General features: G+C 38.3%; 22 protein-coding genes and 1 tRNA gene. 5 read left to right on the forward strand and 18 right to left on the reverse strand.

Annotated features, from left to right (window positions below):
• The first annotated feature begins 6 nt into the window (after positions 1–6).
• Together DK857_RS09885 and DK857_RS09890 are read left to right on the forward strand one after the other, a co-directional pair.
• Positions 7–1,167 carry an MFS transporter gene (locus DK857_RS09885; RefSeq protein WP_109394170.1) on the forward strand — a complete coding sequence of 387 codons (1,161 nt, stop codon included), beginning with the start codon at positions 7–9 and terminating at the stop codon, positions 1,165–1,167.
• A gap of 159 nt (positions 1,168–1,326) precedes the next feature.
• Complete coding sequence (locus DK857_RS09890) at positions 1,327–1,593, forward strand: DksA/TraR family C4-type zinc finger protein (RefSeq protein ID WP_109402079.1); 267 nt, start codon at positions 1,327–1,329, stop codon at positions 1,591–1,593.
• A gap of 96 nt (positions 1,594–1,689) precedes the next feature.
• Here the strand turns inward: DK857_RS09890 and DK857_RS09895 are convergent, their stop codons facing one another.
• Positions 1,690–3,426 carry a pyridoxal phosphate-dependent decarboxylase family protein gene (locus DK857_RS09895; RefSeq protein ID WP_109394172.1) on the reverse strand — a complete coding sequence of 579 codons (1,737 nt, stop codon included), beginning with the start codon at positions 3,424–3,426 and terminating at the stop codon, positions 1,690–1,692.
• A gap of 693 nt (positions 3,427–4,119) precedes the next feature.
• Between DK857_RS09895 and DK857_RS09900 the strand changes: the two genes are divergently transcribed.
• Positions 4,120–4,569 carry a hypothetical protein gene (locus DK857_RS09900; RefSeq protein ID WP_109402080.1) on the forward strand — a complete coding sequence of 150 codons (450 nt, stop codon included), beginning with the start codon at positions 4,120–4,122 and terminating at the stop codon, positions 4,567–4,569.
• 82 nt (positions 4,570–4,651) lie between these two features.
• Here DK857_RS09900 and deoD read toward each other — a convergent pair whose 3' ends face one another.
• The 11 genes from deoD to DK857_RS09955 form a co-directional block, all read right to left on the reverse strand.
• Positions 4,652–5,368, reverse strand: a complete 717-nt coding sequence (gene deoD / locus DK857_RS09905; RefSeq protein WP_036934279.1) for a purine-nucleoside phosphorylase — start codon at positions 5,366–5,368, stop codon at positions 4,652–4,654.
• 77 nt (positions 5,369–5,445) lie between these two features.
• Entirely contained in the window at positions 5,446–6,672 is a 1,227-nt protein-coding gene (gene deoB, locus DK857_RS09910; protein ID WP_098941894.1) for a phosphopentomutase, read from the reverse strand.
• Between the two features lie 66 nt (positions 6,673–6,738).
• On the reverse strand, positions 6,739–8,061 hold the full coding sequence (gene deoA / locus DK857_RS09915; protein WP_109394174.1) for a thymidine phosphorylase: 1,323 nt from the start codon (positions 8,059–8,061) through the stop codon (positions 6,739–6,741).
• 70 nt (positions 8,062–8,131) lie between these two features.
• Complete coding sequence (deoC, locus tag DK857_RS09920; RefSeq protein WP_064721106.1) at positions 8,132–8,911, reverse strand: deoxyribose-phosphate aldolase; 780 nt, start codon at positions 8,909–8,911, stop codon at positions 8,132–8,134.
• Positions 8,912–9,430: 519 nt separating this feature from the next.
• On the reverse strand, positions 9,431–10,732 hold the full coding sequence (locus DK857_RS09925) for a NupC/NupG family nucleoside CNT transporter (protein WP_109402081.1): 1,302 nt from the start codon (positions 10,730–10,732) through the stop codon (positions 9,431–9,433).
• A gap of 251 nt (positions 10,733–10,983) precedes the next feature.
• Complete coding sequence (locus tag DK857_RS09930) at positions 10,984–11,766, reverse strand: TatD family hydrolase (protein ID WP_109402082.1); 783 nt, start codon at positions 11,764–11,766, stop codon at positions 10,984–10,986.
• A complete protein-coding gene (locus DK857_RS09935; RefSeq protein WP_109402083.1) occupies positions 11,759–12,823 on the reverse strand; it encodes a patatin-like phospholipase family protein in 1,065 nt (354 codons plus the stop codon). Before DK857_RS09935 ends, DK857_RS09930 begins: the two co-directional genes overlap by 8 nt.
• A 117-nt stretch (positions 12,824–12,940) precedes the next feature.
• Positions 12,941–13,285, reverse strand: coding sequence for a BON domain-containing protein (locus tag DK857_RS09940; protein WP_109394178.1), 345 nt, complete (start codon positions 13,283–13,285; stop codon positions 12,941–12,943).
• 712 nt (positions 13,286–13,997) lie between these two features.
• Positions 13,998–15,587, reverse strand: a complete 1,590-nt coding sequence (gene prfC, locus DK857_RS09945) for a peptide chain release factor 3 (protein WP_109402084.1) — start codon at positions 15,585–15,587, stop codon at positions 13,998–14,000.
• 681 nt (positions 15,588–16,268) lie between these two features.
• Entirely contained in the window at positions 16,269–16,715 is a 447-nt protein-coding gene (gene rimI / locus DK857_RS09950; protein ID WP_109402085.1) for a ribosomal protein S18-alanine N-acetyltransferase, read from the reverse strand.
• Positions 16,684–17,094 carry a DNA polymerase III subunit psi gene (locus DK857_RS09955; protein WP_109394180.1) on the reverse strand — a complete coding sequence of 137 codons (411 nt, stop codon included), beginning with the start codon at positions 17,092–17,094 and terminating at the stop codon, positions 16,684–16,686. Before DK857_RS09955 ends, rimI begins: the two co-directional genes overlap by 32 nt.
• Positions 17,095–17,223: 129 nt before the next feature.
• Between DK857_RS09955 and rsmC the strand changes: the two genes are divergently transcribed.
• Both rsmC and DK857_RS09965 read left to right on the forward strand, forming a co-directional pair.
• Positions 17,224–18,240 carry a 16S rRNA (guanine(1207)-N(2))-methyltransferase RsmC gene (gene rsmC / locus DK857_RS09960; RefSeq protein WP_075672705.1) on the forward strand — a complete coding sequence of 339 codons (1,017 nt, stop codon included), beginning with the start codon at positions 17,224–17,226 and terminating at the stop codon, positions 18,238–18,240.
• A 153-nt stretch (positions 18,241–18,393) separates the two neighbouring features.
• A tRNA-Leu gene (locus tag DK857_RS09965) sits at positions 18,394–18,480 on the forward strand.
• Between the two features lie 58 nt (positions 18,481–18,538).
• On the opposite strand, the gene DK857_RS09970 is transcribed toward DK857_RS09965, so the two are convergent.
• The 6 genes from DK857_RS09970 to DK857_RS09995 all read right to left on the reverse strand — a co-directional run bounded on the left by DK857_RS09970 (position 18,539) and on the right by DK857_RS09995 (position 26,197).
• The gene (locus DK857_RS09970) at positions 18,539–18,802 is read right to left on the reverse strand and encodes a DUF1435 family protein (protein ID WP_109394181.1); all 264 of its coding nucleotides are present in this window, start codon (positions 18,800–18,802) and stop codon (positions 18,539–18,541) included.
• 203 nt (positions 18,803–19,005) lie between these two features.
• Positions 19,006–19,554 carry a GNAT family N-acetyltransferase gene (locus tag DK857_RS09975; RefSeq protein WP_109394182.1) on the reverse strand — a complete coding sequence of 183 codons (549 nt, stop codon included), beginning with the start codon at positions 19,552–19,554 and terminating at the stop codon, positions 19,006–19,008.
• Positions 19,554–21,188, reverse strand: a complete 1,635-nt coding sequence (locus DK857_RS09980; protein WP_109402086.1) for a Na/Pi cotransporter family protein — start codon at positions 21,186–21,188, stop codon at positions 19,554–19,556. The genes DK857_RS09975 and DK857_RS09980 overlap by 1 nt, the downstream gene beginning before the upstream one ends.
• A gap of 421 nt (positions 21,189–21,609) precedes the next feature.
• Positions 21,610–23,049, reverse strand: a complete 1,440-nt coding sequence (phoA, locus tag DK857_RS09985) for an alkaline phosphatase (protein ID WP_109394184.1) — start codon at positions 23,047–23,049, stop codon at positions 21,610–21,612.
• A gap of 211 nt (positions 23,050–23,260) precedes the next feature.
• Positions 23,261–24,793, reverse strand: a complete 1,533-nt coding sequence (locus tag DK857_RS09990; RefSeq protein WP_227003150.1) for an alpha/beta hydrolase-fold protein — start codon at positions 24,791–24,793, stop codon at positions 23,261–23,263.
• A 264-nt stretch (positions 24,794–25,057) separates the two neighbouring features.
• Positions 25,058–26,197, reverse strand: coding sequence for a YdcF family protein (locus tag DK857_RS09995; RefSeq protein ID WP_109402088.1), 1,140 nt, complete (start codon positions 26,195–26,197; stop codon positions 25,058–25,060).
• Positions 26,198–26,269: the final 72 nt, after the last annotated feature.

A 26,269-nucleotide genomic window follows, 5' to 3' on the forward strand; every position in this document is an offset into this window, starting at 1 on the left:
CAAATTATGGCTAAACAACAAAAATGGAAAGTCTTTTTCCTTCTGTTTGTCACGATGTTTTTACTCGGTGGCATTCAAAATACAAAAGGGCTGATCCTAGAACAAGTTCAACATGATATTTCATTAAATATGAGCCAAGTAGGTTCATTAATTACCTTTTTCCAAATCGGCTTTTTAGTCGCCAGTTTATTAACGGGCTATTTTACCGATAAAAAAGGGTTAAAAGTCATGATGTTTATTGGCTCATTAATGATGGCTGTTGGTTTAACAGGAACCAGCCTTGCTTTCAATGTGATGCTATTTTTTGGCTTTTATCTGGTCATTGGTTTAGGGATTGGCTCAATGCTTGTCTCTATCGTTACTGTTATTCCAACTTTCTATAAAGAGAAAGCAGGAATGATGTTTAACGTCTCTAACGCCATGTTTGGTGTGGGGATGATTGTTACACCTCTTATTTTACAATATTTATTCTCACACTCTATTTCATGGCGTACCTTTTATGTTGGTGTTGCCGTTATTGTTGCTGTAATTATTTTAGTATTAAGTACGTTAAAAATAGAAAGTAGCGCACAAGTCGATATGAAATTCAGTGACTTTTTAGAGTTGCTGACACAAAAATCACTGTTGCTGGTTATTTTATTTATCACTTTATATGTGGCAGCCGAAGCCGCGTTCTTAAACTTCTTCCCTATTTTCTATACCTCTATGGATATTGGGAATATGAGTAATGCACAAAAAGCAGAAACCGCCGCTTATGTTATTTCTAGTTTTGCATTCTTATTTACTATCGGTCGTTTTATTGGTGGCTTTATTAACCTTGCACTGGGTGATCGTAAAACATTGATTTTATTCTCACTGTTCTCGCTTATTGCCATTATTGTTAGCCGTATCTTTGTGCAAGATGTTGTTTATCTATTTATGGTATTTGGTTTTGCATTATCTGTGCTATTTCCAACAGCCGCAGCGGTTGCCACAAAATTAACTAGCAAAAGTGGCTCGGTGATGGGACTTATTTATGTAGCTTCAGGATTGGGCGGTGCGTTAGCAGGTTCATTAATCGGTCAGGTTTCAGAAAGCTATAATGTTTCTGTTGGCTTTAACCTAATTATCATATTCGTCGCCCTCTTCTTTATCATTTCTCTGTTTATTAGAGAACAAAAACAATAACAACGACGTATTATGCCTCTGAAATTCCCCCCTCTTTATGAGGGGGTTTTTATTTCTATTCCCCTATCTTCGTAATCTATTTTCTCTTTTATTCTGTTGATTTTTTCACCATTGCCCTAATAATAGTATTTATATTCACTGTTAAAATAGGAGAATATAATGGCAAGTGGATGGGCTAATGATAGTGCAGTTCAAGAGCAAATAGATGCCACCATTGATGATGCAATTGCAAGAGCTCGCAATCAAATGGCACAAGGTAAAAGTGCAGAGTTTTGTGATGAATGTGGTAAGCCAATCTCTCCAGCTCGGCAAAAAGCCGTTCCTGGTGTACGTTATTGTTTAAATTGCCAAGAAGCGTTCGATAAAAAGAATAATGCGTTTAGTGGGTATAATCGTCGTGGTAGTAAAGATAGCCAACTCAGATAATCTGCAACTATTATCCTGTAAAACAAAAACTGTACCTTAATATGAGTTTTCTCTATTAAAGTACAGTTTGTTTTATTTAATCAGACAATAATTTGATTAAATTTTTGCCACTTTCTTCGAACTCAGATCTTGACTCATCTCAGTTAAAATCTTCATAAAATTATCAATATGCGTACGTTCAGTATTTGGGTTCATAAATACTGCTTTTTCACCCGGAAGATAAACATAACGGTTATTTTTCGCATATTTAGAGCAGGCAATAGAATCCACCCAGTTAGTAAACAACCCTTCTCTACCACGCTGTAAGAAAAGTTTTCTATGCCACTGTGTGTTATGAACCATAAAGTCATACGCTTCTTTATCAGTAGAACATGTCAGTTCTAAATCAAAAGCAACGTTAGGATCTTTTACTAAATTAGGATCATACAGTTTAAAACCAACACTTGGCCCTTGGTTTTGAGGAACGATAACTTTTGCGTTACCCATCTCTAATAGTTGGTGGCGCATGTAGTTCGCGTTTTGTAGGCAGTGAGCAATAATGGTTTGATACCCCTCAATTCCCATATAATGCATTGCAGAATAAGCGCCAAAAATACCCACACCACTACGTGTACATTCAATAGTAGATTGTAAGTGAGTCTGCCCTTCTAACTCATGCTCAAAATAGGTGAAGTTTTCAGGATCGTTTTCCAGTGCCACGAAGTCGTTACCGTTTTTCACCAGCACTAAACTTGAGGTGTAAGGAACATAGCCCCATTTATGGAAGTCGATAGTGATAGAGTCGGCATATTTCAGATGTTTAAATTTCTCAACATTTTGGCGTAAACCTTCTAAAGTGACATCGTTAATTGCCAGTGGATTACTGCTGAAGTCATATTCTAAGAAGAAGATAATCGGCCAACCCACTGCGGCATCTACGTGTACATGTGGCTTAACAGGGATCTCGAATTCTTCACATAAACGGTCACGTAACTCACAAACACCTTTCACATCATCGACACCAAAGGTATCTGTTGTTCCGGTAGTTAACATGATCGTTGGCACTTTGCACTTAACAGTAAAGCACGCTCTTAGTTCACGTTCTAAGTGTTCTAAATTAATGGTGTTATCTTCAGAGACTTTAATGCGGATGGTTTTGTTATCAACATCAACACCTAACAGAGCAAGGTTAGTCATATTTGAGTAGTGACCACCTTGAGAGTTAATGATGCGATAATCTTGATCTGCTGCCATACCTAAATGTTTAGAATTAGGCATAGATTTGCGTAAACCAAATAGATAACCATATAAGTTACACATAGTGCCACCTTGAGTGAACACACCAGATGCAACTTCAGGATCGTAACCAACCAATTTAGCGACTTTTTTGATTGTCACTTTTTCTAACGCATCAGCGACACCTGAATATTCACAATACACCATGTTAGGGTTGCCCATTAACCCTAACATTGAACCATAAACACCGGGATCACTTGGCATTGCAATAACGTTTTCAACCGCTAATGGGTTTTCCCAGTTTTTACACAGTGTTGAAACTAACATAAGTAGCTCATTAGGATCATTTTCTGGGTAATTAATGTTTTGCTGGATTTGTGTATCCGCCATTAAACGATCGAATAGCTGTTGCCCATTTGAGTAACGCCGTAATTGGTCATTATCATTAGTTGTTGTTTTTCTAAACTGTGTAATCGATTGGATTGTTTTATCCTGAAATATCGGCCAATACTTCGGATCTCGGCTGAAAAAGTGAGCAATAACGTCGTGGTATTTCTTCTCAAATTCCGCATTCAGAATGTTAGCAGAAGATAGACCTAATAAATCTTGATTTTTCACTATATTCTCCAAATAGAAACCGACAAAAATTTAAATTGATTGCATAGCAATACTATACATTTTCTAATTAAATTAGTTAGTGCTTCATGCGATCACATAAGTTCTGTTGGCAACCACATAAAACAAAATATATTATTTAATATCAATACAATAGAAATCTTCGGAAAGTTAAATTTACAGATGTTATTATTTCATTTATATGCTTATGTGACTGACATCACAGTGAAAATAATGCCATAAACAAAAATAATCACCTGCAATACTATTAACTATTTGAAATATAATCAAAATATAATAATAACATGCTAACCAACTGATATTACTTAATTCTTAATTTAATTAATTGAATTAATCTGTTATTTCCACAATTGGTACAGCAAAAATTACATTTAATTTAATTACAACGAATAAAATCGAACGAAAACACTACTATATTTTTCATAATCAGCAAATTAATTCTAATTTTAACCATAATTAGGTACAAAATATGGGTTAAGACTAAGTTCATAGATAGCGCTCAGTAAAAATATAAACAAAGAAATTATCACAGTTGATTATTCTAGTAATAATGTAAATATTGGTTAAAATGAAAATTAGTAACCTAACTAAATAATCAGAATATTTACTCTACATATTTTGTGTTCTTTGCCGATACTTAAGGTAATAGAGTAGGTAATTAAAGGAGAATACAATATGAAAACGCATATCACTATTGCTGCTGTATTCGTATTATTATCCGCAAATATCCATGCTGAAGAATTTACCTGCCAACTTGAAAATGGTAAGTATGTCAGCGTGTTCGTTGAACATGGAAAGCCACCTGTTTATCGTTATGGCACACTTGCTAAAACAGAGATAACACTACCAGTGCCTCAACAGCCCAATAATAATGTCTTTTATGGGCATCAGATGTTTGTTGCAGGGGCATCGACCTATGTTCGTTTTAAGAATGGAAACTATAGCTACGTCGTTTATGACGGCGAAGGGAGAGGTTGGAATTTTAACGGCATTATTGTTTATAAAGACAATAACATTATCAGTAAGAAAGAGTGTAAAGAGCCATTATCACCAAGTTTGGATAATATCAAAAATTATGCCATCAAAATGGATCCTTACTTAGAAACGTATATTTATGCTCCCTAGTTTCTAGCTTTATTAATTAGACATAAAAAACCCAATTTAAAAATTGGGTTTTTTATTATTTTTAAGCAACGAAATGTATTGATTAGTCTTCTAGTAACAGAACAGATTCTAATGCAATTTCAATCATTTCATTAAAGGTAGTTTGACGCTCTTCTGCTGTGGTCTGTGTACCTTTTTTGATGTGGTCAGATACAGTACAGATAGTCAGTGCTTTTGCGCCGTATTCAGCTGCAACACCGTAGATACCTGCTGCTTCCATTTCAACACCTAGGATGCCGTATTTTTCCATTACATCAAACATTTCTGGATCTGGAGAGTAGAACAGATCAGCAGAGAAGATATTACCAACGCGAACTTTAATATCTTTCGCTTTTGCTGCATCAACAGCATTTTGAACTAATTGGTAATCCGCGATAGCAGCGAAGTCTTGGTCTTTGAAACGCAGACGGTTAACTTTAGAGTCAGTACATGCGCCCATACCGATAACAACATCACGCAGTTCAACATCAGGTAATACTGCACCACATGAACCAACACGGATGATAACTTTCACGCCGAAATCTGTAATTAATTCTTTTGCGTAAATTGAGCAGGAAGGAATACCCATGCCGTGGCCCATTACAGAAACTTTACGGCCTTTATACGTACCTGTAAAACCTAACATACCACGAACATTATTTACCTGACGCACGTCTTGTAAAAAAGTTTCAGCGATGTATTTAGCACGAAGCGGGTCGCCCGGCATTAAAACGACATCAGCAAAATCGCCCATTTCTGCGTTAATATGAGGGGTAGCCATAATTCTTCCTTTTAATTTATCTTTTTACTATTTAAATATAATTCGGTAGGCATATTGCTATACCTACCGAAGTAAAATTAAAACATTGCCTTACCATAATCGACTGGAGATAAACCGAAGTATTTAACAACAGTTTGGCCGATATCAGCGAAGGTTTCACGATGACCTAATGAACCTGGTTTAACTTTTGGACCATAAACAAGAACTGGGATGTGCTCACGAGTATGATCAGAACCTGGCCAAGTTGGGTCACAACCGTGGTCTGCTGTTAAGATAAGAATGTCATCTTCTTTTACCAGTTCCATTAATTCTGGTAAACGACGGTCGAATAACTCAAGTGCTTCACCGTAACCTACAGCATCACGACGGTGGCCGTAAGAGGAGTCAAAGTCAACAAAGTTGGTGAATACAATTGTGTTGTCGCCCGCGAGTTTCATTTCTTCAAGTGTCGCATCAAACAGAGCATTAATACCCGTCGCTTTCACTTTTTTCGTGATACCTACGTTTGCATAGATGTCAGCAATTTTACCGATAGAAACAACGTGGCCTTGTTTTTCATCAACCAGTTTTTTCAACATAGTTGGTGCAGGTGGCTCAACCGCTAGATCATGACGGTTACCTGTACGAGCGAAGTTACCCGGTTTATCGCCGATAAATGGACGCGCAATAACACGACCAATGTTGTAATCGCCTTTGTTTAGTTCATCACGAGCAATTTCACACAGCTCATATAATTCATCTAAACCGTAAGTTTCTTCATGACATGCAATTTGGAATACAGAGTCAGCAGAGGTATAGAAAATCGGCTTACCGGTTTTCATATGCTCTTCACCCAGTTCATCCAAAATGACTGTACCAGATGCGTGGCAGTTACCTAAATAACCTGGTAATTTTGCACGTTTAACGATGTTTTCTAACAGTTCTTGTGGGAATGAATTTTTCAGTTCTTTGAAGTATCCCCAATCAAACAGAACAGGAACACCTGCGATTTCCCAGTGGCCTGACGGAGTATCTTTACCAGAAGAGATTTCACTCGCGTAGCCATAAGCTCCGATAATATCTGCGTCTTTATCTAAACCAATAGGGAATTTACCTGTTGATTCTTCCGCAGCTTTACCTAAACCTAAACGGCAAAGATTAGGTAAATGAAGAGGACCTTTACGACCTTCTCTATCTGCTTTACCGTCAGCAAACGCTTGTGCGATGTGCCCTAAAGTGTCTGAACCTTGGTCACCGAATTTCTCCGCATCACCGGCAGCACCGATACCGAAGGAATCTAATACCATGATATGTACACGTTTCATAATTCTCTCTCCTGTGTCATTCTCCGTAGACCACGGATATGTCACTTATAAATCGTAATTGAGTTCTTATTCGCTGATTTGGCGGTACACCATTGGTGAAGCTTCGCGTTTGCTGTCACCAATTACCATCGCGTTACGGACTTCAGCCGCAGCTTCTTGCCATGATTTTTCACTGTTAGCATGGATCATCGCTAAAGGTGTATCTGTATTGATTTCAGCACCAAGCGCTACGATGTCGCTTAAGCCAACACTATAATCAATAGCATCAGTTGCTTTACGACGACCACCACCTAATGTCACAACTGACATACCTAATGCACGCGTATCCATTTCAGTGATAAATCCTGCTTTCTCAGCGAATACAGGTTTACTTAATACCGCAGTTGGCAGGTATTTATTGTAGTTTTCAACAAAATCAGATGGGCCTTTCTGTGCTGCAACCATACGACCAAAGACTTCTGCCGCTTTACCGTTATCCAACACATCTTGTAGTTTTTGACGAGCTTGTTGACGATCATCCGCTAAACGGCCTGATACTAACATTTCAACACACAGCGCCATAGTGACTTCAAATAGACGTGGATTACGATATTCGCCTGTTAAGAATTGAACTGCTTCACGAACTTCAACCGCATTACCTGCACTAGAAGCTAATACTTCATTCATATCAGTTAACAGTGCCGTAGTTTGACAGCCTGCGCCATTTGCTACTTGAACAATTGACTCAGCCAGCTCTTCAGATTTCTGATAAGTCGGCATAAAGGCACCTGAGCCCACTTTAACGTCCATCACTAATGCATCTAAGCCTTCAGCTAATTTTTTACCTAAAATAGATGCAGTGATAAGCGGGATTGAATCAACTGTAGCAGTAATATCACGGGTAGCATAAAAGCGTTTGTCAGCAGGTGCTAATGAATTAGTCTGTCCGATAATGGCAACACCGACATTGCGAATAATGTCGCGGAATTTCTCATCATCAGGGAAAATATCAAAGCCGGGAATTGCTTCAAGCTTATCTAATGTTCCACCTGTGTGGCCTAATCCACGACCAGAGATCATAGGAACATAACCACCACAAGCCGCAACCATTGGCCCTAACATCAGTGAAGTTACATCGCCCACACCACCAGTTGAGTGTTTATCAACGATTGGGCCGTTTAAATTTAGGCTTTTCCAGTTCAGTACTGTACCGGAATCACGCATAGCTAATGTCAAAGCAACACGCTCTGGCATTGTCATATCGTGGAAATAAATAGTCATTGCTAATGCAGCAATTTGACCTTCAGAAACAGTATTATCTCTGACGCCATTAATGAAAAAACGAATTTCTTCCTCAGTTAAAGGATGACCATCACGCTTTTTACGAATAATCTCTTGGGCAAGAAACACTGCAACCTCCTGGTTTTATAGCATTGGTAACGCCCACAATAATGAAGAGTGGGCGTATTTCACGAATGGATTAGTAACCACTAGACGATTTTTGTTCGCCATGACCTAAAGTGGCTAATAAATTACCTAACAGGCTTGACGCGCCAAAACGGAAGTGACGGGCATCAACCCAGTTGTCACCCATAATGCGGTTAGCTAATGCAAGGTATTGAGCAGCTTCTTCAGCGGTACGTACACCACCCGCAGGTTTGAAACCAACTTCTTTGCCAACACCCATATCGTGGATCACTTGGATCATTAACTCAGCGCTTTCCAGTGTTGCATTTACAGGTACTTTACCTGTGGAAGTTTTAATAAAGTCAGCACCTGCTTTGATTGAAATTTCAGATGCTTTACGGATAAGTGCAGGATCTTTCAGCTCACCCGTTTCAATAATGACTTTCAGTAAAGAACCTGCTTCTGCACAAGCTTCTTTACATGCTTTAACGATATCAAAACCGATTTGCTCGTTACCTGCCATAAATGCACGGTAAGGGAAAACTACATCAACCTCATCTGCGCCATAAGCTAATGCCGCGTTGGTTTCTGCTAATGCGATATCTAAATCATCATTACCATGAGGGAAGTTAGTTACGGTTGCGATACGGACGTCTGGAGTACCCTGTTCACGTAACACTTTACGTGCTAACGGAATAAAACGTGGGTAGATACAAATAGCGGCTGTATTGCCTTCTGGGCTTTTAGCCTGATGACATAATGCAGTCACTTTTGCATCAGTGTCGTCATCATTTAATGTAGTTAAATCCATCAAAGACAGCGCAAGGCGCGCTGCAGCGGTTAAATCTGTCATAAAACTCTCCAACGATGTTTCTCAAGCCCTTTTGGGCGTACGCTTAAGGTTAGCGATTAAATTTGTTGGCGAGCGGACTTGGTTCCTTGAAGATGTTGTTGTAACTTGCGCTACAACGACAGCTGAGCTCCCTCTCACCGCGCTATGCTCACTTCGGCGACCCGTCATTGAGCCTTCGCCATTCCATGAAGTTTCAGCACATCTTATTTGAACACGCTAAGGAACAATTAGATGTGCTTTACGTCACACTAATTAAATGCAACTTGCAAACAATGACATAAAATTGTGACAAATATCACAATTAGGTCATTTTCTGGTTTAATGTTACTCGAATAGCGCTTTTAAGTCGTCTTTATAACGCAAAAAAAGCGTGATCAATATGAAATGATATTGATATTGACCCTACTCAATACAAATTGCGAAATATCTCACACAATAAAAGTAGTTAACATTACAACAGAAAACAAACATAAAAGAGCAGATAGGCAAAACCCATCTGCTCTTCACAATAAAAATCAATTAAGCAGCAACAACAGCCATTGCCGTTAACGCAAAGAAGAATCCTGCAATCGTTGCACTCATTAAGTTAGAAAGTGTACCAGCTAGCACAGCTTTCATTCCTAAACGAGCCACATCTTTACGACGGTTTGGCGCCATTCCACCTAAACCACCCAGCAGTACAGCAACAGAAGAGAGGTTAGCAAAACCACATAATGCAAAGGAGATGATTATCTTCGTTTGCTCTGATAGCACCATAAGTCCAGAACCTGCAACTAATGCATCTTCTTGTAGATATTTACTAAACTCAGAGTAAGCATAGAACTCATTAATAACAATTTTTTGTCCAATAAATGAGCCTGCAATAGTTGCTTCACTCCAAGGTACCCCGATAAGGAAAGCAATTGGTGCGAAGATCCAACCTAACACTAATTCTAATGAGAAATTCTCATAACCAAACCAGCCACCAATACCGCCAAGAATACCATTAACTAATGCAATCAATGCAACGAAAGCAAGTAACATGGCACCGACGTTCAGAGCAAGCTGTAAGCCTGAAGAGGCACCCGCAGCGGCAGCATCAATAATATTGGCAGGTTTCTCATCATCTGCCATTTTATCAAGTGCATCTTTTTGATTATCAGGTGTTTCTGTTTCAGGGATCAATAATTTAGCAAAGAGTAAACCACCAGGAGCGGCCATAAAGGATGCCGTGATCAAATACTCTAACGGTACGCCCATGCTGGCGTATCCAGCAAGCACAGAACCTGCAACAGAGGCTAAACCACCACACATAACAGCAAAGAGCTCTGAGGTTGTCATTCTTGCAATATAAGGGCGAACAACCAGCGGGGCTTCTGTTTGCCCAACAAAGATATTAGCTGTTGCAGACATCGATTCTGTTCGTGATGTGCCTAATACTTTCTGTAAGCCACCACCAAGAATTTTAATCACAATTTGCATGATACCGAGGTAATACAGCACAGCAATTAGTGAAGAGAAGAATACGATAACAGGCAGCACGCGTAGGGCAAAAACGAAACCACCACCACCAAACAACTCAAACATTTTGTCTGATACTAGGCCGGCAAACAGAAAACTCATTCCATTTTCACCGTAATCAATGACATTTTTAACACCATCAGAAATAGCCATTAATACTTTACGACCACCATCTGAATAAAGTACAAATGCGCCTAAGCCAATCTGAATAAGGAATGCGCCACCAACTGTACGTAATCTAATTGCACGTCGATTGCTGGAAAACAGAATGGCTATCAATATTAATGTTGCCATTCCGACCAAGCTCATAATGAGTTGCATTGAAGGATCCCTGTTCACATAAAAATTTAATGGATTATCAATAACGCTCTAACCAGAGCTTATTGACTCTTTTTGCCGGATAATTATACCTAGTCTAAGAAAAGAACCCTCAATACCCATCACAAATAGAGTCTGAAAAAAGTAACACAAAAGTCATAAATGAGAAGTAGATCACACAAAAAAGAAAATGCATTTGTTGAACAGGCTAGGGAGTTTTTAACCTTTAGATAAACCGCATTTTCATTCAAGCGCTAGGTAATATTGTTGAGCCCAAATAATTGTAGGCTATTGAGATAGAGTTGCTCTGCGATCGCCTCTGGTGATCCTTGACGCAGCTCACAGAGTTGGGAAAAAACGTTCTGAATACGTTCTGGGCGATTAGGTTTACCTTGAAAACCACTTACAGGCATATCAGGAGCATCTGTTTCTAATAACAGATATTCTAGTGGTAACGAGGCAATTGCACGGCGAGTTTTTTGTGCTCGCTCATAAGTAATGGTTCCACCAACACCAATAAAATAGCCTTGCTGAATAAACTTTTCTGCCTGTTGCAGACTTCCTGCAAAACCATGAATAACCCCTTTGCGAGGCACATCATAACGGCGTAAAAGTGCACTTAGCTTATCGTGGGTTTTACGTGAATGTAGGATCACAGGCAAATCAAATTTAATCGCTAATTTAAGCTGTGCAATTAAAAATGCCTCTTGCTTCTCTGACTGGGGATTTTCCATATAATCATCAAGCCCAATTTCGCCGATAGCAACACAACGAGAAGCCGTTTTTAATTTTTGTTCCAATTCCAAAAGATGCTGTTCAGTATGCTCATTGATATATAAAGGGTGTAATCCCAATGCACAATATAATTGATGGTGATGGTTAGCGAGCTCTGCAACAACATCTAAATTCCAACGTGCAACGGCGGGAATAATGATTTTTTCAACATGAGCCTGACGCGCTAGTGACAAACTGTTAGCAATATCATCATAAAAAACCGGAAAATCAAAATGGCAGTGTGTATCAATAAATTTATTCATTCTGAATCTGCCTCACATCAGGGTGTACGCTGCGAGTTCCTTGTTGAATTATAGAGGCATTCTCTGCTTTATCAGCCTTCGCTTCTTGTTCAAACAAACTAAAGACTTTTTTATCGTGTTGTTTGAATTTTTTCTTAGAAAAGTGCTGACCAATTGTTGCCAGAAAATAGCGCCCACAACGTCTGCCCACATGATAATCATGATTTAGTGCACTTAAACGACTTCCTAACGCGCTAGATTGCAATGTCGTTGGTGGATATATTTCAATAACCACAACATCTTCTGGGGGAGATTGGATAAATTTAATTGTCTCGGTATAGGTTTCGATATGCACTTGAGCCATCTCCATAAAGCGCTGTAAACGGCTATTTTCAAACCATTTTCCCATACGCTCAACCCATTCTGTTGTGTATTGATATTCAGAAGGAACAGTACGAACAACGACGATAGTACGGCAGCCACGTCGATAAGCTTCTCTCACAGGAATAGCATCACTAATGCCACCATCATGATAAACAACATCATGAAATAAGACACCATTACGATAAAAAGCAGGAATAGCACTGGATGCTTTGATTATCTCAAGCCAAGTCGGTTCATCGGGTTGAAAATAATTTGCCTGAAAATTATCGGAACGACTTGCCACCATATAAAATTCGCGCCCCGTATCAAAACGACGTAGCGCTGTTGGCATGTCAAGAGGCATTTCTTTGGCTGTTGTGTCTATATACCAATCAAGATCCAGTAAATTACCGCCTCGGACAAAGCGAAGAGGATTAAAAAATTGATTATTAGTTGTATAGCGATTAATAATTTTACGTGCATATCCACGCTGACCACAGGCAAAAGCAGATAAATTTTGCGCCCCTGCAGACACCCCAAGTAAAATATCAAAGGGATCAAATTGTGATCGCATAAATTCATCAAGGACACCCGCAGTAAAGATCCCGCGTTGACCTCCGCCTTCACAAACTAAAGCGACTTTGCCTTGTGGTAATGAGGATTGAAATTCGAGTGCCGTAATATTATTTAATGTGACAGGTATATACTTCCCCATAATGTCTCCTTTATACAACTTATCAAAGGATACCCGCACATTTTTTTGACGTCACTATTTTTACGTATTCGTACAAATAAATTAGACAATATCTTACGATACAAAAGAAAATCATCTTTATGATTTGATATTTACATCTGAGTCTACGCTTTTAACACCTTCAATTTTTTCAATAATTTGTAAGATTTTTTCTTCTTGCGCTTTACTATCAACAAAACCTGAAAGAAAAACATGTCCAAACTCAGTACGAATAGAAATATTTTCACTATCAATATCTTGCATTGGTAATAACGTATCTTTAATTTTATTCGAGATAGAAGTATCACTTAAATAATACCCCGTGTTATTCCCACTGTTATTGATTTCGCTATACCACGATGTTTCAGCTGATGCACCCATACTGACAAAAGCCAAGCCCATTGACATTACTAACGCTAGTTTCAGCGTTTTATATTGTTTCATTGCTCTCCCCCTAATCACAATAACGGCGATAGGAAATATGTGTATTTTAATATCTGTATTTTTATGAAGTACTACAAAATTTTAACAATCCAAGCTATTACACTAATAAGCTATTTGAGTTAAATAAAGTAAAAAATAACAAACAAAGACTAATCCTAATAATTTTATTCTAATAATAACAAATAAAACTATAATAAATTTTACATATATTTATAAATAAGTATAAAAACGAGCATAATATTAACAGAAAAAAAAGAGAGTAATTCCAAATGAAGAAGGGCTTTTTGGCAGGGTATTAGTGATATACAAAGTAAATTTAACAAAGAAAAACGAAGAAACAAAAAAGGCTATATTAAAAATATATAGCCTTTTCATTAAGTTAAATACTCTAAGTAATTCAAGCTACAACTGTAAGTATGCCAACACTCTTACTCTAAAAGCTACACCTTGAAGCAGAAGAGTAGATACTCTAAATAATTCAAGATGTAGCTAGGCGACAAGCAAATGAGTCGCTAGGAGCATACATAAGTATGTGACTAGTGCGAATGAACGCCGTCAACAACGCTACACCTTGAAGCAGAAGAGTAGATACTCTAAATAATTCAAGATGTAGCTAGGCGACAAGTGAATAAGTCGCTAGGAGCATACATAAGTATGTGACTAGTGCGAATGAACGCCGTCAACAACGCTACACCTTGAAGTATGACGAGTATCAGTGTTCACGCGTCTGATGAAACTCAACATCAGGATAACGCTCACGCGTTAAATTCAAGTTGACCATTGTTGGTGCGATATAAGTTAAGTTATCGCCGCCATCAAGTGCCAAGTTTTGTTCATTTTTACGTTTAAACTCTTCGAGTTTTTTCTCGTTATTACACTCAACCCAGCGAGCTGTTGAAACGTTAACGGATTCATAAATCGCTTCAACGTTATATTCACTCTTAAGTCTTGCAACAACCACATCAAACTGAAGTACACCCACTGCCCCTACGATTAAATCGTTATTTGCCAGTGGTCTAAAGACCTGTACAGCACCTTCTTCTGATAACTGTACTAATCCTTTAAGTAACTGTTTCTGTTTCAACGGATCACGTAAACGAATACGACGGAATAGCTCAGGCGCAAAGTTTGGAATACCAGTAAATTTCAGAATTTCACCTTGAGTAAAGGTATCACCAATTTGGATTGTTCCGTGATTATGAAGACCGATAATATCCCCTGGATAAGCATGTTCAACGTGAGAACGGTCGCCAGCCATAAAGGTTAATGCATCAGAAATTACCACATCTTTTTTGATTCGAACTTGGTGTAACTTCATGCCTTTATCATACATACCAGATACAACACGTAAGAATGCAACACGGTCGCGGTGTTTAGGATCCATATTGGCTTGGATCTTAAAGACGAAACCTGTGAACGTTTCTTCAGAAGCGGTAACTTCACGCATATCTGTTTGACGAGGCATTGGTGCAGGTGCCCATTTTACAAGGCCATCAAGCATATGGTTAACACCAAAGTTACCTAATGCCGTACCAAAGAACACTGGAGTTAATTCGCCAGATAAGAATGCTTCATGATCAAATTCATGAGATGCACCTAATACTAACTCTAATTCATCACGTAATTGGCTTGCTAAATCATCACCAATCGCTTCATCAAGCTCTGGGTTATCTAACCCTTTAATGACGCGAGAATCCTGAATAGTATGACCTTGGCCTGTTTGATAAAGATAAGTTTCATCTTTAAGAATGTGATAAACCCCTTTAAAGAGTTTTCCGCAACCAATAGGCCAAGTCACAGGGCTACACGCAATTTTTAATTCTGTTTCAACTTCGTCCATGAGTTCCATTGGATCACGAATATCACGGTCGAGTTTATTCATAAAAGTCAGAATTGGTGTATCACGTAGACGCGTTACTTCCATTAACTTACGAGTACGATCTTCAACCCCTTTAGAGGAGTCAATTACCATTAAACAGCAGTCAACTGCGGTTAAAGTACGATAAGTATCTTCAGAGAAGTCTTCATGCCCTGGGGTATCTAATAAGTTAACTAAGCAATCTGCATAAGGGAACTGCATGACTGAGGTTGTAATAGAAATACCACGTTGTTTTTCCATTTCCATCCAGTCAGATTTTGCATGCTGATTTGAACCACGGCCTTTTACGGTTCCTGCACGTTGAATTGCTTGTCCGAATAACAACACTTTTTCAGTGATGGTTGTTTTACCCGCATCGGGGTGGGAAATAATGGCAAAAGTTCTACGACGAGCAACTTCTTGCTGAAAAATAGGATTAGACATCAATGGTGATCTTCTGGTTGATAGACGAGAGAATGTAAGGCACTGATATATTGCTATAAGTAATAATTAAAGTGACTATAAAGACATTCAACCCGTAAGTTAATCTTAATTGGCGCTTATTTTCGCCTATCTTGTCTGTATAAACAATCAATGGTTACTATTTTATCTGCTTGAGGGAGTGATGCCTAGTGTTTGAAAAAATTAATCGTGCCCATTGCTTTATAAAAGTAATAAGAGTAACGCTGTTTTCATTGATACTCTCAAAATACTCATTTTACTAAAAATTTTACAAACTGACTTTATGAGTTACTAATAAAGCCCCGAATTAGCCTATTTATTTTCGGTTAAATTCGGGATTGAATATAAGTTCCTAAATAAACACACCGTCATTTAGATTTAATTTTGTCTATATTTAGAGACTAATCACTTTATTTAAAACAAAAATAAATACTCAATTTACTTATTTTAAATAACATTCACCTTTTTAACACTGTTATAATCACCTAACGTTTTAAAATTAAACAATGACAAAAGTGAAATTAACTTGATAAATTTACATTAAGTACAAATAAAGATAAATTTTAAATACAATTAATAAAAAATAAAATCTTCATACTTCAAATAAAATAAAAAAAACGCCTAATAGAAGGCGTTTTAAATTTAACTTAAATAAAGATTTAATTAGAAAGAAATAGGATAAGCCATGATAATCGCATCTTCATTCCCTGTCTTTGTTGGGTAATAGTTTTTGCGTTTTGAAACGAAATTAAATCCTATAGATTCATAGAGATTGAACGCTTTTTCATTAGATTCCCTCACCTCTAACCACAGGGTGGTGATATTTTTTTTCTCAAGCGTTTCAATCAGTTCTAATAAAAGTGCTTTACCGTAACCTTTCCCCTGATAATCAGGATGGATTGCAATATTAAAAAGTGTTGCCTCATCTAATATTAATTGCGTAATTGCAAAACCTACAATAATATTATCAATGCAAATTTTCAGATTAAAATAATGACTTCCTTGGTTACTATAAAATGTTTCTTCACTCCAAGGGAATGAATGACTTAATTTTTCAATTTTCCATGCTAAAGGTAAATCAGCAGGGTTTAAGAGTGAAATGGTCTTCATATTGATAGATTTGTTTCCAAAGATCGCGTTTTGCATCAGCATCAAAATATAACTGATGTAATGAAGGGCTTCTCAGAGAAGTATATTCAGAGGGAAGTATGAGATCAGTGCCTAATAACCAGCAGGGAAGATCAAATGATTCTGTGAGCATGCTCACATCATCTGTTGTAATACAATAGATTTCGTCTTTGTCTATCCCCATGGCGCTAAAAATATCAGAGAAAAGCCCGTTATTTAGATCAACGGTATCATCAGTAATGATAAGTAAACGTGTTGTATCCGGAAATTGAACAGAATGCTCGCCTTTTAACACAGCAGGCTTATGAAGTACCCACTGACGAATTCCAAGTTGGGATAACATTCTGTCTTTACGGCTCATTATGCTTACCTATCAAGTGTAGAACAACGGTACATAGTATCAGAGGGCATAAACTACGCCAATAAATAGCGTCGGTTTCTTTATATCTGATATCATGCGTCTCAAGTTTTTTAAGGAGTAATAATCATAATGTCCTCACTGTCCCCTGCTAGCGAAGTTATTCTTCGTCACCTAGATCATTTCGCAGACAGGCATGTACTTATTGCAGGTGATCTTCAAGATACTTTCGCAGCACAGATTCAGGCGAAAAGTGTCAGAGCATATACCAACCAATATCACCAGTGGCTACCATTACTAAAATCAATGGGTGATAACGCACTCTTTGGTTTAGTTGCAGATCAGTCCTTTGTGAAATATTGCAATACCTTGATCTACTTTTGGCCTAAAAATAAAAACGAAGCCACTTTCCAACTGCGTAGCCTTTGCTCTAACTTACAAGTGGGTACTGAAATCTTTATCGTCGGTGAGAACCGTAGCGGTGTTAAAAGTGCCACTGAATTAATGAACGGTATCGCTAAACTTAAAAAAATAGATTCAGCACGCCGTTGTAGCTTATTTTTTGGTACTCAAACATATCAAACACTGTTTGACCGTAATAACTGGTGGCAAACTTATCGCCATGATGATCTTACTGTAATGGCATTACCGGGTGTCTTTAGCCAAAACGCATTAGATGAAGGTAGTCGTTTATTACTTTCAACTTTTGATGATGCAATGGTTGGCGATTTACTGGATATGGCATGTGGTTGTGGTGTACTTGCCACTGTACTCGGTAAGAAAAACCCAATGTTGAAACTGACACTGTGTGATGTGAATGCTGCGGCAATTTCTTCTAGTATCGCCACCTTAAACGTGAATGAATTAGAAGGTCGAGTGATTGCAAGTAATGTCTATTCAGCGGTTGAAGAAACTTATGATTGGATAATCTCAAACCCGCCTTTCCATGATGGTTTAGGCACAAGCTATACCGCAGCTGAAGATATTATTCGTCTTGCTCCAAATTATCTGAAAAGAGGCGGTAAATTACGTATTGTGGCGAATTCGTTTATCCCTTATCCAGATATTTTGGATCATGTATTTGGCTCTCACGAAGTACTTGCATCAACAGGTAAATTCAAAGTTTACCAAGCAACCAAGAAAGACTAATAACAAGCCCTGTTATCTAAAACAGGGCTTTATTTTTGGGGCTAATTTTAAGTGATAATTCAAGGTATTTTATTTTCATCACAAAGATAATTTATTGATAAAAAATAATTGACGCCAAAAATAAAAGGCATAAAATTCGCTTCCGGTCTGAATGCGAGGATGGCGGAATTGGTAGACGCGCTAGCTTCAGGTGTTAGTGTTCTTACGGACGTGGGGGTTCAAGTCCCCCTCTTCGCACCACTCAATAACCCTTTTTTCTCCTTGTGATCCCCCCCTCCAATCACACACCGAATATTCTCTATCCATAATATGCGACTAAAAGTGTCATCAAACTGTAGGTTAATACAACACCTGCGGGGATCATCACCCACATCTGTAATTTTTTATGGAACAGCATCAAGGTGGATAACAGCATTGAAACCACTAAAATCAGCGTAAAGGCAGATGTTCCTGCAATAGAATGTGTGACCACTGTTAGCAAGGAAGAAACAGCCAACATTTCCCATAAACTAATGCGAGATGTCCAAGATGTCACTGGAGATATACGTGTTGGTTTAGCCATAATAACCCACCATTAATGATAATGATTTTCATTATTATATATAACACTTATACTAAATCAACTTATATAAAGAAAAAAACTTATTTTATATCCTTATTTTTTAAAGGGTTATGTGTATTTTTAGTATAATAAATAAAAAACGCCTTACCATTTTCACGATAAGACGTTCAATTTTATTATGTTGTAGTGGTCAATAAACGAAACTAAGCGTTATTTAGATTGATAAAATGAAAGACTAAATGAATATCTTCAGGCTCTCTTTCATAAAGTTCAGGATCAGGAGTATCGACTAATCGACATCCTAAATGCTGATAAAAATTCACACTATTTTCAGAAGGTGTTGATGAGATATATAATCCACCAGCCCCTCTTTTCTTCGCATATTCCACACAATAATCAAATAATATTCGAGCTAAACCTTGCCCACGTAGCTGGTGGCTAACATGTAAAAAAGAGAGTTGAAGTAAAGTACCATTTTGACCACGTTTTTGCGGATCAACACTCGCAGCTGCAACCAATTGACCTCGTTTAAAAACGCCCCAGAAAGGCGCTCCTCGGTCAAAACTTTCGAGTAAAACAGGGGTGTAATGCTCTGCCTCACCTTCTGGCCAACCTTTCATATCAAAGCGTTGTTCTGATAAATGCAACGTTCCTTCTTTTAATACATATAGCTTTTCAATAAGCTCAGTTCTATCAATTTCCCACACTTGTGGAATTTCATTTCTAGTTAATTGACGAATATTGTTTTTCATTATAAAAGATTAACCTGTTCTGATGATGATTCACTTCGTTCTAATGCGTGGTAAGCCACTGCACAGAATAAGGAATTCAACCGTTTCATATCACCGAGCAAACTGGTATGCAGAGAACTGGTTTCAATACTTTGCATATTATGCAAATGAAGACGTTCTACATGAGCAAACGAGTAGCGCTGGTTGAGTAAACGGAAACGATGTTTTGCTCGACGTAATTTACGAGCATGTTCCATGTTGCCGGAAACAAATACCGACATCGCCAGATTCAGATTACTTTGCAGACGCTCAAGGAGTGTCTGTAATTCACGACGTCCTTCCTCCGATAAAAATAAGTGATGATTTAAACCTTTACTCACCACTTCAGCCGACATACGCGCAATGATAGCGGATGATTGTTGTAAATTCATCGCTGTATCAATAATTTCAGCCCAACGTCGAGAATCTTCAGTTCCTAGATCATGCTGTTGAATTTGTGCCATATACAATTTAATGCTGCTGTGGAGTAATTCAACCTCTTCCTCTAACTGGATAATTTCCCTTTTCTGCTGACGATCACCTTCCATTAATGCAGTAAAACGTTGCAACATTTGTTCGACAACATCACCTAATCGTAGTGATTCTCTAACCGCATTGGCAATTGCCAACGAAGGTGTATCAATAGCAGATTGATCTAAATATCGCGGTGCCATTTCAGATTCAGTGGCCGGTAATTCAGGAATAAGTCTCTGACATAATTTTGCCATTATGCCGACAAAAGGGATCATCAAAATACAGCGAACAAGATTATAAATAACATGAAAATAGATAACGACTTCAGCCGGTGAAAATCCATATTGCTGAATTTTATTTGCAATGATGGTTATCCAAGGTAAAACTAATAGCGCACCAATCAATTTAAAAAATAGACTTCCTAGTACTACTTGGCGTGAAACAACACTTTGCCCTCGACTACTCATTAACGCCAAAAAACCACTACCAATATTAGAACCAATAACAATGCATAAACTGATGTATAAAGGCATTAGCCCAGTTGCACTCAGTGTCGCTGTTAATAACACTGCGGCAAGGCTTGAGTAACTTACCATCGCAAATAAAGCACCCACAAGAAGTGCTAACACGGTATCTCCACTTAATGAAGTAAAGATAGCTTGTATCGCGCTAGCATGGGTAATTGGCTCTGCAGAAGTGACTATCAGTTGTAAGGCTAAAATAATTAAACCAAGGCCAATTCCTACACGCCCTAATTGTCCGACACGCTCTTTTTTACGGCTTAGGAAAGTGATCACCCCGACAAGAATAAGTAGTGGAGATAACCAAGCGAGATCAAAGGTTAGCACTCGCGCCATAAGTGCAGTACCCACATCTGCACCTAACATAATAACCAGTGCCGGTGTAATCGAAATCAGCCCTTGCGTCACAAAAGAGATAACCAAAAGTGCCGTCGCATTGCTGCTTTGGACTAATGCCGTTACCCCCACACCCGCAAGGAAGGCGTTGGATTTTTTATTAATACTTTTACCTAAAACTCGGCGTAAATCAGAACCAAAGACACGCATAATGCCTGTACGAACAATATGTGTTCCCCAGACAAGAAGCGCGACTGATGAGAGTAAATGAAGCAGTGTCAGCATAGAAAGAATAACCTTATTTTTATCGTTGTTTGTTTGACTCTGTTCTCCTTCAATCTCATAAAAAAGAGAAAGACCACGAGCAGATAATCTATCTGAGAAAAGATTTTTACGGGTAATGCCTTAATAACGTGAAGCGTTATTAGACAAAAAGATATTGCAACTTAAGTACAATAATCAATGGAGAAGTTGAGAATATTACATAGATTAATTTGTAAATTCTGTTAATTATAGCAGAGAATGTGTAACTTTCAAAATCAGACTGTAAATAACCTATTGATTTATTATCATTTTATTTTAAATGGACTAAATTATTAATAAAAAAACGCGACCAGAGGGTATCTCTCTAAGTCGCGCGAAAATACAACAATTTAGTAAGGCAATTCGACTACAAGTTCAGACAGACTATAAATTCAGCTTAAATTTATTTCAGACCCATTGCATCACGCATCGTGAAGAACAAGTCTGTTTGGTCAGTTAACCCAACCACATTGGCAGCGTGTGGACCATAAGCAGCAACACGTAACTGAGCTCCAGTATGTTCTTGGGATCCTTCTTCTGAGTTACCGTAATTCACCACCATTACAGCACCATCTTTAGTGATAAGCGCTTGTGTTAATCCACTTGATTTCACATCCGCTTCAATAATTTGGCTTGAATGGGCATGGTCAGCAGTCACGATAATCAGAGTATCACCATTTTGCTTAGCGAAATCTAAGCCAATTTGTACTGCTTCATCTAATGCAACCGTTTCACCGATTTGTCCGCAAGGATTAGCATTATGATCTTGCTTATCAATAGAGGCACTTTCGACTTGTAAGAAGAAACCTTTTTCATTGGTCTTCAGTAGGTCAATCGCTTTTTTGGTCATTTGTGCCAGTGTTGGCGCATTTGGATCAAGTTTAGAGTTAGGTTTGCACTCTAATGGTGGATTGTTCAAATTACCATGATATGTCGCTTTAGGACCTTCCCACGCAACAGCCATATTGCCCTCGTGGAACAAACCTAATACAGGTTTATCTTGGTTTGCCAGCGTAATCGCATCCAGTGATTTTGCATCCTTCACGATTTGATAACCACGCTCAATAGCTTGTTGCTCTAACGTTTTACCTTTGTATTCTCCCGCAGCCGCAGTTTGAGCAAAACTTTTCGCTCCGCCCCCTAATGTAACGTCTGCACGAGTCACTAATAATTGCTCAGAGATAGAACCTTTACCGCCATTTTCTAATGCATTAGTTGAGCACTTTTCTAAGGTTTCAACTGGACCATAGCATTTACGTCCAGTGACATGAGAAAATAGTGCGGCAGGTGTCGCATCTTGAATTTCAGATGTAGTCACGTTCCCCGTTGCCTTTCCGTTGGCTTTTGCTAATTCCAAAATGGTTTGGTGATCCTTACCAAATACATCAATCCCTAATGCACCATTATAGGTTTTCACACCAGAAGCCCATGCCGTTGCTGAGGCTGCCGAATCGGTTACATAGTTAGGTTTTTGTGTTTTTCTATCTAATGAATAGTGTGTGTATTGACCCGTTATCGGTAACGCATCAATACCTTTAAAAAAGCCACCCGCACCTTCAGCGTAGTTACGTGCAACAGTGATTTCAGAATCCCCCATACCATCACCAATAAAGAGGATCACATTTTTTGCTTGGTTATTATTTAAAGCTGCTTTTAATGCTTCAGTTTGATCTTGAGTCATACGGCGAGCGCCGCCAAATTCCGTGATATTACCTTTTGCTGCGCGATCTTGTGCCAAAATTGCATCAGCAGCAATGGGAGCAGCAAAAGAAGAGAAACTCGCACCAGCTAATAGCGTTGTTACAATAACGGATAAAATAGAACGTTGGTAACGATGAGACATAGCTTTTTCCTTGCACTCTAAAATAAAAAAAACAGGATTAATGTTTTAAGTCAGGAAAAGCTTACGGCAGTTAAATGACAGAGAAATGAAGAGTAAAAGCGATTTCGATGACAGCTTTATGACAAGTTGATGACAAACAAAAAGCTTATACCGCGAATGCGTATATAAGCTTCTGTTGTATTAAAGCATATTGTTAAGGCGAGATCTTAAACTAGTCATTCTCTTGGGTTAATGCTTTTGCGCCCAAATACAGGGTTTCACACCAAGAAATATAATCATGCCCACTGGCCATTTCGAGTGATTTAACAGGATAGCCTTTTTGCTCTAAAACCTGCTTAAGATGGCGATTATTATTTAAAATCCCCCCTTTATCACCACGACTTTCAAATAGCCCTGCTTCTAAGAAAAACTGCAATGGCTTTTTATCTGCTTGCTCAAATTGTCTAATAAGCCATTCAGGCTCTTCATTTTCAGGTGCCCACCAATAAGAACCGGACATACTCAGCACTTTACCAAAACGATTAGGGCGATTAAATGCGACCCATGAAGACGCTAATCCGCCATAACTTGACCCTGATACCATCGTTTCCTCTCCAGATACGTGAATACCCTTCTCTTTTTCTAGCCAAACAAATAGTTCATCTGCTAAGAAACGGTAAAAATCAGGGTTTGGCGGTAATTCAACACTACGGCGATCGCTATCAATGCTATCAACAAATAAGATCATCATAGGTGCCAATTTACCTTCCTCGATCTGTTTATCAAAAAACCGATCAATACCATATTGGCGACGATAAATTTGTCCATCAAATAAGACCAAGATCCGTGGTATTTCCATTTTTTGGGCAGGTAGATAAAGTGCGATTTCACGATCATTATTTAAGATCTCACTGTGAAAACGAACAATCTCTGTCTTGCCTTTCATTGTTCTATCAAGAATATCGGGCAATTGGCATTCACGTTTACTGTCTAACGACAATAACGAAAAGTGATTATAGATATCCTCAGATTGACTTGGAGAATTTTGGGAATTAAACGGATCGGCTTGTGCTGTGGTTAAGATCGCGCGACGTTGCTCAAAGGGTTCTGCATTCTCAATAACAGGCACATCAGGGGCTAACTTATATTGCATTAATGTGTCGTTAGGCACGATATAACTACGATACCAAATATCGCTATTGGCTAAATGGGTTAACGGATCATGATTACCATCGGGTGATCCTAATAAATAAACATTCTTTTTTGCACCTTGCCATAAAAAAGTCACTCGCTTTTTATCATTATCATAAGGCTCAATCAGAGGAGCACCTTCTTGGCGTATTTGTTGCCAAAATGCCTGAATATTTTGTTGATCAAGTTGTTTGGCGAGTGTTTGTAAACGGGGACTTGTTGGTGCAATACCTGCATCTTTATCTACCGGTTGATAAGGCTGTGTTGTTAGCGTGAATTGCCACTGCTTTTTAGCTTCGCCTTGTGCAACCAATTGATAATTTGTCGTTTCAGGTAATAGAAAGCGTACTTTCTGTTGCCCATCAGCAGGAATATCCTTTAACAAGCTACGAATATGAGTGCCATCTTGTTTCTCTAACCGTAGGTTTTGTATCCCTTTTACGTTTAATTCAACATAACGTTGGCTTTCTAAATGAGCGGTAAAACACAACGTATTGTTGTTATCAAACTGACCTGTCATTTCTTTATTTTCAGTTACTGCTAAGCAACCAGCAAAACTGGGAAAAGAGGCCATCAATGCGCATATCATCAGAAGAATTCTCACTTTATTTCTCATTATTAACTATTGTGAGAATCAATAGTAATGATAATTGTTATCAATTCAATAAAAATTAAGCGTGTACAAATTTATAATAAATTTGACTCCTCAGGGAAAAATAATAAAAACCTCCTCAATCATTTTTGTTATTGGGGAGGTTTCCTTTTTTATATCTCCGCCCGTATTGGGCGAAGGTTTATGGCAGATTTTGCTAAGTTAATTAACGTTAAAATGCCCCCATTAAAGCTCTTCTAATGGATAGCTACGGAAGCTCCATAATCCTAGCGCTTTTAAGCCATCACGATAGATACCTTGTATATCTGATTTACTTGCCTTTTGTAATTCAGCTAATGGCTTATCCGGTGCAACAACAGTTAGATAAGAAATATCACTTGGGCCACTTTGCCAGCTTGCAAGCGTGAAAATCGCATCAGCTCGACGAACATGACTACCAGAGCTAATAATAACGGCTGTTTTAATACGATGTTTGGTTAAGGCATAGCGGCTAAATAATGCATTTTCGACGGTTGTACGCGCATAGTTCTCTTGATGAATACGCTCTGGTGCAATACCATTTTTCACCAACCAATCCGCCATTAACTTTCCTTCTGTTTGATGTGCTTTAGGCACACCACCCGTCACGATAATCATGGCTTCAGGTAATTGTTTAGCGACTTCTAAGGTTTTATTTAGACGTTCAATTAAGATTTTATTCATTGTACCATCAGGATTCAATGCATAACCCAATGTCACAATCGCATTGTTATCTTTGGTTTTATTTAGTTTTGCCAAATCTGTTTGCGTTAATTTATCACTTAACGGCATTTTGCTGACACGATCTATCTCAGCAAAGAAACGTTTGAGTTCATCCGCTTTCGCCGGATTTAATGATTTTAATTTAGTGAAATAGGCTTCACTTTCTTTATCTTTACCTTCGAAACGTGTCCACGAAGTCACATAAATTAACGCATCAATATCATCAGGAGCGGCTTCTAAAATCTGTTTATAAATCGTAACTGCACGAGAAACATCATTGTTATAAATATAAGCACTCGCCGTACTAAACAGTAAATCTAAACGATAAGGTTCTAACTTATAAGCTTGTTGCAGTTTTTGCGCCACAATTTCCATATTTGATGGCAGCTTTCCCGTAAATCCAGCATCAGAAACACGTGCAGGTGACTTAAATGCCTCTAATGCATCTTGTATCAAACTATCAACCACCTGACGCTGAGAAACATATTGCTGATAGCTATTATCCGGTTGATGAACTTTTTGATAAGCCAATGCATTTGATGAGACAGTAAAACCTAAAGCAGCAATCGCTAACGAAATGACTGTTTTCTTGATATGAAGTGAAACACGGGAAGGTTGCGCCATTATCTTGTCCTTTTACGAAAAATAGTCTGCTTCTTCATCTGAGCGAATGAAGATAGAGAGTGTGACTCCTCA

The organism is Proteus terrae, assembly GCF_003144325.1.
Taxonomy (GTDB): Bacteria; Pseudomonadota; Gammaproteobacteria; order Enterobacterales; family Enterobacteriaceae; genus Proteus; species Proteus terrae.